The organism is Citrobacter enshiensis (assembly GCF_029338175.1).
In the GTDB taxonomy this organism is placed as follows: domain Bacteria; phylum Pseudomonadota; class Gammaproteobacteria; order Enterobacterales; family Enterobacteriaceae; genus Citrobacter_D; species Citrobacter_D enshiensis.
The window spans coordinates 1,912,603-1,925,278 of record NZ_CP119862.1 but is presented as its reverse complement, the minus strand read 5'-3'; the positions used below and the strand labels follow the sequence as shown (position 1 = coordinate 1,925,278).

The following is a 12,676-nucleotide window of genomic DNA, read 5'->3' as shown; positions in this document are numbered from 1 at the left end:
CCAACACTTATGTGGGGCACCACCGAATGGCATCAGTCGCGTGATTTTAACGATTATAATGAAAAACCTGCTGATGGTTATGACGTGCGCGCTGAAGGCTATCTTCCTGCCTGTCCGCAGTTAGGCGCTAAGCTGATGTACGAGCAGTACTACGGCGATAAAGTCGCCCTGTTTGATACCGACCATTTGCAAAGCAACCATCAGCGGTCACTACCGGATTGAGCTATACCCCTGTTCCTTTAGTCCAGCTTGCCGTCAACTATAAACGTGGACAAGACTCGCTGGACGATACTCAGTTCCAGGTCAATTTCCGCTACGACCTCGGCCAGCCATGGGCATATCAGATTGACCCTGAGAGCGTGCGTATCGAGCGTAGTCTGGCCGGTAGCCGCTATGATTTGGTGGAACGTAATAACCAGATTGTGTTGCAGTATAAAAAGAAAGACAGCAAAGCGTCAGCAACCTGAGCCTGCAGGTCACCGTCGACAACAGCCCGTCTGACGGCCTGACGCCTAACTCTGCGCAGGTGCTGGCGACAGATAAAGACGGCCAGCCGGTACGTAATGCGCCTGTTATGTGGTCAACTACTGGCTCTGCCAGGTTTGCTACGCCGACTACCGTGACTAACGACAGCGGCTTTCGACCGGTAAATTTCACCAACACAGTGCCTGAAGCGGTGCAAATCACGGCGAAAAGTGGGGGCCGCCAGCGCTACACAAAATAGCCAATTTACTACCGTGACGGTCAGCAATATCATGCTAAAAATCACCAAAGACGGCAGCACTGCGGATGGAAAAACACCAAACCATGCCGTCGCCACCGTCACGGACATTAACAATCGTCCTGTCGCTAACACGCAGGTGACATGGGGCGTTGATACACCTGCTGCATTAAAAAACGCGCAGACAACCACGGATGCCAGCGGACAGGTCACGACTGACTTTACGTCAACCACCGCGGGAACGGTTATGCTGACCGCCACGGCAGGCGACAAAAGTGCGTCGCAACAGGGGCATTTTATCACCGACTCAGCCGATAATGTGATTGATACGATGGTGGTCACCCAGGATGGTAGTCCTGCGAATGGCACCACGCCAAATGCTGTCACAGTGACGGTCAAAGACAGCAATGGTGCACCGGTGAGCAATGCCAGTGTATCGCTGAGTGCAGATAAAGGCACAGTTGTCTTTGGTTCTGCCCTGAAATCAAAGGCCAAAGCCGCGAAAACATTCCAGACGGATGCGCAAGGCTCGCTTACCGTTGCCTTTACTGACACGGTTGCAGAAGCAACCCAATTGACCGCCACACTGGATAACGGTAACAGTAAACAAGTATCATCAAGCTTCGTGGCAAACACCGCCACCGCCCATGTCTCCACACTGACCATCGACACTGACGGCAGTGTTGCCAACGGTACGGCACAGAACAGCGCCACGGCGACCGTGGTGGACAGCCAGAATAACGTGCTGGCAGACACCACCGTTACCTGGACTGTCACCGGCAGTGCAGGATTAACTTCCGGAACCAGTACCACCAACAGCAGCGGCCAGGCCACCATCACCTTCACGGACACGAAAGCAGAAACGGTCACCCTGACCGCGAAGGCAGGCGGTTCGGATGCGGGTCAGTCAAAAACCAGCAGCTTCGTAACGGACACCGCCACTGCCCGTGTCTCCACGCTGACCATCAACACCGACGGCAGTGTTGCCAACGGTACGGCGCAGAACAGCGCCACGGCGACCGTGGTGGACAGCCAGAACAACATTCTGGCAAACACCACAGTAAACTGGTCAGTTACCGGCAGTGCAGGACTGACATCAGGTACCAGCACCACCAACGGCAGCGGTCAGGCTGTGATGACCTTTACGGATACCAAGGCAGAAACGGTCACCCTGACCGCGAAGGCAGGCGGTTCGGATGCGGGTCAGTCCAAAACCAGCAGCTTCGTGGCAGATACCGCCACCGCCCGTGTCTCCACGCTGACCATCGACCCGGACGGCAGTCCTGCAGACGGGGTTACGAGCAATATGGCAACAGCCACAGTAACAGATGTGAACAACAATCCGGTGGCAGGGGTGACGATCAACTGGAGTAGAAATAAAAATACCGTTATGTTCAGCGCGATATCCGGGGTTAGCGATGTGAATGGCAAAATAAGCGTTACCTTCACTGATACGGTACCTGAAAGTGTAAATATTACTGCCTCGATACCGGGCGTTGGCGGTATGACCAAAACGTCGACTTTTGTAGGGCCACCAAAGATTGTTTTAGTAAACTCAGGTGGCTCTCCTGTGGCAGATGGCGTTACAAGCGCAGGGGTGACAGCAACGGTTACAAGCGCAAGCGGGAGCCCAATGTCGGGGGTGATTGTTAGATGGAGTGTTGACTCGAACACCGTGAAACTAAGTGCATCATCAGGGGTAACGGATAGTAGTGGCCAGGTGATGTTAACCTATACCGATACGGTGGCAGAGCATGTCACAATAACGGCGACTCTGGATGGTGGCATTAGTAAGACGGCTGGTATGACATTTGTTGCTGATTTCAGGACGGCGACAATCGCATCATATACTGTTGATCCGGATGGCAGCCCGGCGGATGGCGTAACCGATAACGGTGCGAGCGTTGTGATTAAGGACGCTTTTGGTAATCCGGTCAGTGGAGTGGGTGTATCCTGGAGCGCGAGTTTTGCGACGCTTTCTTCTCATTCTAATTCTACAGATCAAAACGGAAGAGCTGCCATAACCTTCACCAGTACGACAGCTGGTTCTAAAAATATTCTTGTTACGCTGTTCAATGGCCAGACAGTAACGTTACCCAGCTATTTTGTCGCTGTATCACCATAGCACAGCGTAAAATGCGTCCTATTTGATAACATTCAGGGGACAACTTAATAGCTGCGCGAAATAGTAGAACCCTGAAAGGAGACTCGACCTCGATTATGTTATTTGCTCAATCAATGACATCTCTCCGGAAAATTTACTATGCCGATTAATAATGTCAGTGAAATATTTTGAATAAATTTAAATTGCCCTGGGCTTTGTTGAATAAATCAAACTTTTGCTGAGTTGAAGGTAACGTTACGGTGAACTCATATTGATAGATCCGACGGGCTCGGCCTCAGCTTTCCCCGGGAAGCGTTCGTCAGGTGGTGAAGTACTGAGCGAGGTATTACCCGCGTGTGGCGCAGGAACCCGGTCAGTTGTGCTATGGCGATAAAGCTATGTGGGGCGTGGGTTACCGGTATTTACGCTGTCAGGTTCGCAAGTCCTTAGTGCGGATATCACGCGCTTTCCGTCAGGCTCCTTCACCCACGAAGACGAACCCCTGCTGCGGCAGCAACGCGTCCACCTTGTCTTGCGGCCAGTCCGGTAGCCGTTGCAGAACATCCGTCAGCCAGGCATGCAGATCAAGGCCATTCATTTTCACTGTTTCCAGCAGGCTCATGATTCTGGCTGCACGCTCACCTGCTGCAACCGAACCGGCGAAGAGCCAGTTGGAGCACCCCATAACCACCGGTCTGATTGAACCGCCCCGGTTTTCCTGGAGAGATTTAAGTCCGGTAACTCAGGCTGCCAGATCCTTGTTCCCGATGGAAGCGTAATATGCCTGTTCTGCATCTGTCGGTGGGATATGTCCCAGTCGTTCCAGCAACCGGCGATTGTTATACCAGTCCACCCATGCCAGCGTCACCAGCTCCACTTCTGACCGGCTTTTCCAGCTCTGACGATGTATCACCTCCGCTTTGTAAAGTCCGTTGATGCTCTCCGCCATCGCGTTATCATACGAGTCGCCTGTGCTCCCCGTTGAGGCCAGCAACCCTGCATCCTCCAGCCGCTGCGTATACGCGCCGATGCGGTCAAGCAGTTCAGGCAACCGTTCCAGCGGTAACGCGGGGTAGTGATTCTATACGGGTGAGGCGGCAACGCCATCCAGATGCTGTGCCGGGTTGATATTCTGCGCCAGCAACTTACGGATACCGTCGCGCTGCTGCCTGGCTTCTGCCAGTGAGACAAACGGGTATGCGCCAAGACTGACTCTGGATTCTTTTCCGTTGAAACGATATTTGAGATACCAGATGCGTGAACCGACTAGATTGACGAGCAGATACAGGTTCAGAGATTTTTACAGGACAGGAAGGGGGGTTAACTTGTGGATTTGAGAATCGTTTAAAGACATTAGGTCACAGAAGCGCTGTCTAAGCTTGTGAACAGCGAGGCGCGTTCGTGGTTGTTTGCAGCAACGGCACCCACTCGGGTACAGGCGAATTAAGCCTGAATAAGAAAGCAAAAAGCCCGCTAAAAAGCGGGCTTTTCTAAATATGGCTCCTCTGACTGGACTCGAACCAGTGACATACGGATTAACAGTCCGCCGTTCTACCGACTGAACTACAGAGGAATCGGTGTGGAGGCATATCTTAGCGGCGAAAATTTTTTTGTCAAACCCCATTTCCCCCGTATCGGTTCATTTGCCGTTTCTCTCAACAATTTGTAGCAATTGCAGACATTTTTCCTGGAAAAAACTTTGCAGCTTTTCTGTTTCTCCCTCATCATTTGAAATGAGGTTTCAACTTTTTCTTTAAGGTCCACTTTGAACGTCTCCACCGCTTTACGCCGGGCTGTTTCCCGCACACCCTGGTATGCCAAACGCAAGAGTTATAAAGTTCTTTTCTGGCGTGAAATCACCCCGCTTGCTGTCCCTATTTTTCTTGAAAACACCTGTGTCCTGTTAATGGGGGTATTAAGTACCTTCCTGGTCAGTTGGTTGGGCAAAGAGGCCATGGCTGGCGTCGGGCTCGCCGATAGCTTCAACATGGTTATCATGGCGTTTTTTGCCGCTATCGATCTGGGGACTACGGTCGTGGTGGCGTTTAGCCTGGGTAAACGCGATCGGCGACGAGCCAGAGCCGCTGCGAGGCAATCGCTGGTGATCATGACGCTTTTTGCCATCGTGCTGGCGGCTGTGATTCATTATTTCGGTGAGCAGATCATTGATATTGTGGCTGGAGAAGCCACCCCAGACGTGAAAGCCCTGGCGCTGACTTATCTGGAACTGACGGTCCTCAGTTATCCTGCGGCCGCCATTGCGCTGATTGGCAGTGGCGCGTTACGTGGGGCGGGTAATACCAAAATCCCGTTACTCATCAATGGTGGCATGAATATCCTGAATATCATTATCAGCAGTATTTTGATTTACGGGATTTTTTCATGGCAGGGGCTGGGATTTGTGGGTGCCGGGCTGGGGCTGACCATCTCCCGCTATATTGGCGCTGTTGCCATTATCTGGGTACTGATGATTGGGTTTAACCCGGCATTGCGTATCACGCTAAAAAGCTACTTTAAGCCGCTAAATTTCGCCATTATCTGGGAAGTGATGGGCATTGGCATTCCGGCAAGTATTGAATCGGTCCTGTTCAACAGCGGGAAACTGCTAACGCAGATGTTCGTTGCAGGGATGGGCACCAGTGTCATCGCCGGTAATTTTATTGCTTTCTCGATTGCTGCGTTGATCAACCTGCCGGGAAACGCCCTGGGGTCGGCATCAACCATCATCACCGGTAGACGACTGGGTAATGGGCAAATGGCGCAGGCGGAGGTTCAGCTACGCCATGTGTTCTGGCTTTCCACCATCGGATTAACCGCAATCGCGTGGTTGAGCGCGCCCTTTGCCGGAATAATGGCATCGTTTTACACCCACGATCAGGATGTAAAAGATGTGGTGGTGATCCTGATTTGGCTGAACGCTGCATTTATGCCTATCTGGGCGGCATCCTGGGTTTTACCTGCCGGATTTAAGGGCGCACGTGATGCCCGTTATGCCATGTGGGTTTCGATGTTGGGGATGTGGGGATGTCGTGTCGTGGCAGGTTACACGTTGGGGATTGTTCTTGGCTGGGGCGTAGTGGGTGTCTGGATGGGGATGTTCTTCGACTGGGCAGTCCGTGCGGCACTCTTTTACTGGCGTATGGTGACCGGACGATGGCTCTGGAAATACCCTCGCCCGGCACATGAAAAGTGCGTAAAACAACCGAACGCGTGTGAATAAACGGCGAAATGAGGAAAATTTCGGCAAACGATCAAGTTTGTGCATTCAGGCTTTGACAATGACGATGGGCGTCGCTAATATGCGCCCCGTTCACACGATTCCTCTGTAGTTCAGTCGGTAGAACGGCGGACTGTTAATCCGTATGTCACTGGTTCGAGTCCAGTCAGAGGAGCCATATTTAGAAAAGCCCGCTTTTTAGCGGGCTTTTTGCTTTCTTATTCAGGCTTAATTCGCCTGTACCCGAGTGGGTGCCGTTGCTGCAAACAACCACGAACGCGCCTCGCTGTTCACAAGCTTAGACAGCGCTTCTGTGACCTAATGTCTTTAAACGATTCTCAAATCCACAAGTTAACCCCCCCTTCCTGTCCTGTAAAAATCTCCGACTCACACGGCCTGTATCTGCTCGTCAATGCGGATGCTGAAGCGCATGGTAGAGAATGCGGCCTGCTGTCGTGAAAGTGCTTTAAAGCGCTGCGCCAGCATGGACTCAGGGCAATGGCCTGTAGCGCCCTCGTGGAGTCGGATCTCTGGTCACGGTATACGGTGGAGCGCCGAATTGGCCATCAGGAACGTAACAGTATGTAGGCAAGACTGAACATCTGGAAGCCTGTATGGAAATGATGCAGTGGTGGTTGGATTATCTGGATGTGTGCTGTGAGAGGTATGCCGCTCCCTGAATATATACCAGGTGACAAGAAGTCACTCTGAATAATCTGGTTCGATATTTTAATAGATGCCTTAATTTCATCATAATTTAGATTACGGGTTCAGATCAAATGCTCGTCGCTGACCCAGCGAAACAGACACAAGCATGCCCTGATCATTGTTTATAGTAATGCCCCTGATTAAGTCAGTCGTGAATAAAATAGTTCATCGATCATTCCATTTTTCAATAATCCATTCGTCTATTTCTGACTCAAGCCTGGCCATACTGGACGGATCAATCCTCACCCATTTACTCTCCATTTTATTATACTCGACACATACTCAGTGATGTATTTAATATACCAAATGGATTTATAGAGATAGCACCGAAAATGTTTTTTGGCCTTATCAATACATTCACCAAAAGAATAAATAAACACCATGCAATCACATAAAAAATAATTGCACACATGGGATTTCATTTTGTTGGCTTCTGGTGCAGGTATATAATCCATTACAGATTATCCGTCAGTAAAAATAATTATCTTATGCAGATAGGGAACAAAAATATGAATTTCAGGTCAGCAATATTTTTATGTGCGACGGCAATTTTACTGGCTGGCTGTGTACCGCGCTCGCCCATTGATGCCAGGAAAACGGGTACATCCCGGACAGAAAGTGATACCAGTAAAAACACACTGGTACAACTCACTGACAAAGATATCTTTGGTAATGAAACTACACTGGCGGTTTCTGAAGAGGATATTCAGGCAGCACTGGAAGAAGAAGCTGTCCGCGTACCACTGAATTCTGCGGTTATCCTGGTACAGTCTGGAAGTCGCGCACCTGAAGTCGCGATGCAACAGGAGATGAGTAAATATTATACCATCTCGACCTTCTCCGGCATCCCGGACAGACAGAAAGCAGTGGCCTGTAATAAGGATGAAAAGGGCGAGACCATAACCAGTGAAAACATGAATTACATGCAGGCGTTACGTTATGTGGCAGCAAAGGGACACCAGAAGGCAATCGTCGTTTATCAGGATGCGTTGCAGGCGGGTAAATATGATGCCGCGGCAAAAACAACCGTATGGTCAGATTATAAAAACAACAAACTGCCGGATGCAGCGTCGCTACGTTATCTTGTTCGCTTTACCCTGGTAGATGTCGCTACGGGTGAATGGGCTACCTGGTCACCGGTAAACTATGAATACAGCGTACTTCCGGTGCAAAGCGGAAAAGCGGATACAAAAATCATGGAACAACAAATCACTCAGCTTAAGATGAAAACCTATGCGGCGGTGGTTAAAGATCTGGTGAACCGCTACCAGTAAGCAGCTTTGCCTGCCACCGATAGATTGCGGCGGCAGGCTGTGGTACGAAAATTTTCGTGCATCCGGAGCATCCTTTTCCCCGACAAGAAACCGTGCCAGTGACCGCGCCGTAAATGGGCGCGGGGATGGCATCTGGTCGCAGTTGTTTTAGCCAGGCTGTACGCCTGAGTTTCTGCCAGCATCCGGCCCGTTTCCTCTCCCACCGCTCAGTAATGTACGCTGTTTGACGGAAACAGCCTGAAGCCTTTCTTCGTTTTAACTGGTTTCGGTCTTTCCGGATATACGCCGGGCTGGTGCTCGCTGTTAATTTCCGGCTCTTCGGAGCAGATATACAACAAAATAGATAGCAGCCTGCTTGATCAGATTAATTTCTTCTGATGATGCGCTACTGCTATCCAGCCCGGCATGAAACATTTCTTCCCATATGGCATTCACTGTGCCGTTCTTAAGGGGTAATGATTCAGCCTATAAGCCATTTTTCCTATTCAACAGGAGATCAAGGGATCGCCGATGGTTAATATCATCCAGACTTATCGTAACTCAGAATCCGTGTAAGATCTTACCATCCATATGCATATCAGGCGTCCTTACGTAGATGCACCATTCTGGAAGACGAAATAAAATATCCACAGTTAGCGAATAAGACAAAAGCGTGTCAGGTATTTTTCCCCTTCATCAGCCGCACTTTTTCAATTTTCGCCACTGGTCCTGGATGCTTTTTACAAAAAAATCAGCAATTCTGGCTGGTGTCAGAAATAATATTATTCACTGAAATTTATTTTCCTCAGTATAACCGTTCTTCCCACAAACTGTACGCACTGGTTCCGGCAATACAGTGTTCCTCCGTGATGCTTTCATAAGTGAATGACACAGTCTCTTCTGGCTGACCACCACTGTCGGTGATGGAATGTGGCACTGACAGATGGATATCTGAAATGCGTGCGTTAATTAGTTTCACTTTATAATACAGTTCATTAATACCGAAACGGTTGGTACGATAAAATTCAAAATCGCAGGTCAGACATTCATTTTCGGTAATAGCCTTACTCAGTAATGGCGTTGATTTATCCAATGGCTTCTGAATGTTCAATGCAAGATGATTCACATTTTGTACCCGACTCAGTCCGTGGCTCATACCCAGCACCATAATCTGATCTGTATGCGCAATCTGCGCCTTATTGCCGATTGAAGCCAAAGAACAACAACCTGCTGAAATCAGCCCCTGAAGATCGCCATTCAGCGTCAGATAAACAAGATTTGCCATAACAAACTCCTTCGATTCCGTCGTTATTTTCCGGGTTTTATATCAGTTGCCGTTTCCAGCATCACATTATTTTTCAGCAGCAGCCAGCGGCTTGCTACCCCATCCAGTTGATCGTTAATTTGTTTTTCCAGCGCCTCGGTATTCTGCCCCTGAGACTGAGCATCCTGATATTGTGTTAGCAGGGACTCCAGTGGTGTTTCCTGACCCAGTCCGCGTTCTGCCTGCCAGATAACATTTTTGATATACGAGAGAGTGAGTCCTTCTTTCTCACGCTTCATCATCAGGTCCGCAAAATCATGTAAATGCTGTCGGGCCTGTACCCAGCCGCGTAACTGTGGGCTGCTTTGTGCCCGGCTTTGCAACGTTTCATTCCATTGCGCGGTGGCCAGCCGCTGCTGCTGACTCTCCGGCCAGCGGCTGTCTGCGATACGGGTCATTTGCTCACCGGTTTCCAGCGGTTGTAGCAGCGATGTCTCCAGAAGCCGTTGCAACCGCTGTGCATAGGTTTCCGGTGCTGGCGATGACAGCCAGATGGTAGCGGCCCCCTGCGCAGTATCCCTCACCTGCGCCAGTTGCTGCTGCATCGGATACACCAGCCACCACCAGAGCGCGACGGCGATAATCGACGTACCGATGACGCCCGCAGCGAAACCTTTTACAACATGGATCTGGTTTTGTTTCTGTTCCGCCCCTGCATCTGTCATGCCGCGAACGGACACCTTCATGTCTGGTAAGTCCGGTAATGATGGTATACTTTCCGCCGCTGTGGACAACGCCCCCTCCGGCGCATATACCAGTGTTCTGAGAGCGGGTTGCGCCTGAAGAGCAGTACCCTTCTTCCGCTGTGGCTCAAGCCGGTTTCGGGTGTTCTGCACAAAGTACAGCAAGTTCTCCACCCGCGGTTGGCGCTTCAGTTCTACTTGCTGGATTTTGTCGCAGATAAGCTGTAACGCACGTTCAGTACGGTACAGCACCGGCAGGTCAGCTTCCGCAAAAGAGAGTTGCTGGCGCAGGATATTGCCGGTACGGGTATTGAACCAGTCCAGCATTTCGGTTCGCGCAGAGCCGTTCTGCGGCCAGAATTTGTCCCATTCATGGCTTATCATCGCTGCCAGCAGTTCCACACCTTCGCAGAAACCTGTTAGTCCCTGGGTGCGGGTGCGCGCCAGCGTGTAGTACGTGGCGGAGTGTAAATCCACCCCATTGGTTTTAAAAATCGTCAACGCCAGTGACTCTACCAGTCGCCAGTTCAGTTCCGGCTGTGCCGGATGACTGGCTTTGTTAATTTCCTCACGGATGGCAATGAACTCCGGCAGGGTGCGGGGATCTGCACCAGTAGTGATGGTCTGAGTGTAAGCTGACATGTTCATTTTACTTTCGTATCCGTAGGTATTACAGCCGTAGAGGAATCATCAGATTTATCCTTTTCAGGATGGTATTCAAACTGCTCACACATTTTTGGATCTTTTGCATAAAAGTCACCTGAAAGAAATCCGCCCTTACCACACGAATCATATGTATTATGGATATGAATAAAAATGACTAAGGATAGTGGAATTGAAAGAATAAAGGCAACAATGGAATACCCCCAAACTATATTTATTTTTTTATACCAAAACTGCGCCAATGGAAGAGTATAGGGTGTAAATAAAAGAAAAAAGACCAACACATCAAAATACCCCATAACAGGAAAGAGTAACAATATAAAAATCGCCCTCCAGTCATAATATAATGTATCAGTCCCTCTAAAAGCATCTATCATTGCAGAACCAAAGATATTAAAAAGGAAAATCAACGCCCCAGTAAGTATTGCAATAGAGATAATGCATGAAAGAATGAACTTAACTTTTTCTTTTAACGTCATATCCTTCATCTTCAATTCATTATTATTAATCATTAGATATATCCTTTTCGGGATGGTATTCAAACTGCTCACACATTTTTGGATCTTTTACGTAGTCAGTGCCTGAAAAGGGGCCGTTTTGACCACATGACTCGTAGTTGCCCAATGGATAATATAAAATTATTAGCGATAGTGGAATTGAGAGGAACAACATCAACCACCCATATACTGCTATAGCTCTCATCCCTGTCAGAAGATACTCCAGTAAGTTTCTGGTAATGGGAAAAAACATCATGGCAGCAACAAGAATATCAGCATAAAAAAATGCCGGGAGCCAAAGGAAAAGTGGTAAAGTCTTCCAGTCATAGTAAACAACGTCTTTTTTATGTAGTATATCTACAAGCTCAGAACCAGCGACTGTAAAGATAAAAACGGTTGCAGCAGTAACGCACACAAATAAAAACAACGCAGACAGTCTCGTTTTTAAAGGGATAGTGGTCATTGCCTGTCTTGCCATCCGCTCTTGATCCTCTCGATTTCCAGACATGACAGATCCTTACCAGTGTGTATTCATCAGACCATGTGTAAATGGGGCAGTGTGTTCAATATTCCATCTTTCAATACCCTGCTGAGCATTCATTCCTTCTCTGATTGCAGTGATTAACTTAGAGGATAAATTATATTGCCTGTCTAAATAATCCAGAGTGCCAGTAATAACAAAACCCACTGCGATCAATAGAACTATGCCCAATGCAACAGGCACTGCAGCAAAACCTGCAGCAGTAGCCACCGCAGTCCCAACAGCAACCAAAACATTAGTCACAAATATCGTCACAATAATTTTTGCAATATCCATCGTAATATTTCCAATAAAGGCTGCCACATCATGGTCTGATTTAAAAATAAGCTGAACAGTACGATATGCGAATGAAAACCAGATGCAGAATCTGGCACCTTCAAGAATGCCGGCATTAACACCTGCCTTACCAATGCCTAACTCGAGTATCCTGGGCGAGTTAATTTTATATCTTGTCCCCTGCAGGATACGTCGCAACGACGCATAGCCAATAATTTTGACAAAAAATTGTCCACTATGTAGATACTGAATGGCTTTAATACCCAATCCCTTTAGCCGATAGACAAGATCATGTACATCTTTATAACTTACCAACTTCGAGATACTTTTCGCCCCTTCGAGAGTATCCTTAATGTTTCCGGCATAGGTGGTGGCAAATGTCACAGGTCGGCTGCTGTCCAAATCATCAATCACGCCCTGCGCCTCATCCAGGGTCAGTAACATAATATGCGTGGTATTTTTCTCAAAGGCCTCTGCCAGCCCCAGCGTATCCAGAATATAAGGATGCTGTGGGATCAACTGGTTGACGGGCACATTGCCGCGCAGGACATCACCGAGATAATCTGCCGCTGATGGATTCTGGTTATTGAACTCAGACATTCCTGCCTCCATAGATTCGGGAAACAACTATAGTGGGCAAATAACAGAAAGCGTCCTGCACCTGCACTTGCCCCTCCTGCCTCTGTCTG

The 12,676-nt window shown here is 48.9% G+C and carries 9 protein-coding genes, 2 tRNA genes and 5 pseudogenes; 7 read left to right on the top strand and 9 right to left on the bottom strand.

All coding sequences use genetic code 11. The features are described from left to right. Positions 1–9 precede the first annotated feature (9 nt). The 3 genes and pseudogenes from P2W74_RS23535 to P2W74_RS09230 all read left to right on the top strand — a co-directional run bounded on the left by P2W74_RS23535 (position 10) and on the right by P2W74_RS09230 (position 2,846). Positions 10–467 (top strand): annotated as a pseudogene (locus tag P2W74_RS23535) (inverse autotransporter beta domain-containing protein). Next, positions 464–724 carry an Ig-like domain-containing protein gene (locus P2W74_RS09235; protein WP_412767237.1) on the top strand — a complete coding sequence of 87 codons (261 nt, stop codon included), beginning with the start codon at positions 464–466 and terminating at the stop codon, positions 722–724. Before P2W74_RS23535 ends, P2W74_RS09235 begins: the two are co-directional and overlap by 4 nt. A gap of 31 nt (positions 725–755) precedes the next feature. Beyond that, positions 756–2,846, top strand: coding sequence for a beta strand repeat-containing protein (locus tag P2W74_RS09230; RefSeq protein WP_276294765.1), 2,091 nt, complete (start codon positions 756–758; stop codon positions 2,844–2,846). A 451-nt stretch (positions 2,847–3,297) separates the two neighbouring features. On the opposite strand, the pseudogene P2W74_RS09225 reads toward P2W74_RS09230, so the two are convergent. The 4 genes and pseudogenes from P2W74_RS09225 to P2W74_RS09210 form a co-directional block, all read right to left on the bottom strand. Further along, a pseudogene (locus P2W74_RS09225) lies at positions 3,298–3,528 on the bottom strand (transposase domain-containing protein); the annotation flags it as partial. A gap of 39 nt (positions 3,529–3,567) precedes the next feature. Beyond that, positions 3,568–3,849: pseudogene (locus tag P2W74_RS09220) on the bottom strand (integrase core domain-containing protein); the annotation flags it as partial. Next, a pseudogene (locus P2W74_RS09215) lies at positions 3,829–4,179 on the bottom strand (Arm DNA-binding domain-containing protein); the annotation flags it as partial. The pseudogenes P2W74_RS09215 and P2W74_RS09220, both read right to left, overlap by 21 nt. Before the next feature lie 143 nt (positions 4,180–4,322). Continuing rightward, positions 4,323–4,398 (bottom strand) — tRNA-Asn (locus P2W74_RS09210). A gap of 192 nt (positions 4,399–4,590) precedes the next feature. Between P2W74_RS09210 and P2W74_RS09205 the strand changes: the two genes are divergently transcribed. From P2W74_RS09205 to P2W74_RS09190, 4 genes and pseudogenes are all read left to right on the top strand, one after another. Then, the gene (locus tag P2W74_RS09205) at positions 4,591–6,045 is read left to right on the top strand and encodes an EmmdR/YeeO family multidrug/toxin efflux MATE transporter (RefSeq protein ID WP_301702813.1); all 1,455 of its coding nucleotides are present in this window, start codon (positions 4,591–4,593) and stop codon (positions 6,043–6,045) included. 99 nt (positions 6,046–6,144) lie between these two features. Beyond that, a tRNA-Asn gene (locus P2W74_RS09200) sits at positions 6,145–6,220 on the top strand. A 305-nt stretch (positions 6,221–6,525) separates the two neighbouring features. Continuing rightward, a pseudogene (locus tag P2W74_RS09195) lies at positions 6,526–6,722 on the top strand (integrase); the annotation flags it as partial. Between the two features lie 537 nt (positions 6,723–7,259). Beyond that, on the top strand, positions 7,260–8,024 hold the full coding sequence (locus P2W74_RS09190; RefSeq protein WP_276294764.1) for a hypothetical protein: 765 nt from the start codon (positions 7,260–7,262) through the stop codon (positions 8,022–8,024). A 784-nt stretch (positions 8,025–8,808) separates the two neighbouring features. Here the strand turns inward: P2W74_RS09190 and P2W74_RS09185 are convergent. The 5 genes from P2W74_RS09185 to P2W74_RS09165 are packed head-to-tail and all read right to left on the bottom strand — an operon-like array spanning position 8,809 to position 12,587. Next, positions 8,809–9,288, bottom strand: a complete 480-nt coding sequence (locus tag P2W74_RS09185; RefSeq protein WP_276294763.1) for an Hcp family type VI secretion system effector — start codon at positions 9,286–9,288, stop codon at positions 8,809–8,811. A 23-nt stretch (positions 9,289–9,311) separates the two neighbouring features. Then, the gene (locus P2W74_RS09180) at positions 9,312–10,658 is read right to left on the bottom strand and encodes a VasL domain-containing protein (RefSeq protein WP_276294762.1); all 1,347 of its coding nucleotides are present in this window, start codon (positions 10,656–10,658) and stop codon (positions 9,312–9,314) included. Continuing rightward, positions 10,655–11,185, bottom strand: coding sequence for a DUF1240 domain-containing protein (locus P2W74_RS09175; protein ID WP_276294761.1), 531 nt, complete (start codon positions 11,183–11,185; stop codon positions 10,655–10,657). The genes P2W74_RS09180 and P2W74_RS09175 overlap by 4 nt, the downstream gene beginning before the upstream one ends. Continuing rightward, entirely contained in the window at positions 11,178–11,678 is a 501-nt protein-coding gene (locus P2W74_RS09170; RefSeq protein ID WP_276294760.1) for a hypothetical protein, read from the bottom strand. The genes P2W74_RS09175 and P2W74_RS09170 overlap by 8 nt, the downstream gene beginning before the upstream one ends. Before the next feature lie 9 nt (positions 11,679–11,687). Then, positions 11,688–12,587, bottom strand: a complete 900-nt coding sequence (locus tag P2W74_RS09165; protein WP_276294759.1) for a hypothetical protein — start codon at positions 12,585–12,587, stop codon at positions 11,688–11,690. Positions 12,588–12,676 lie beyond the last annotated feature (89 nt).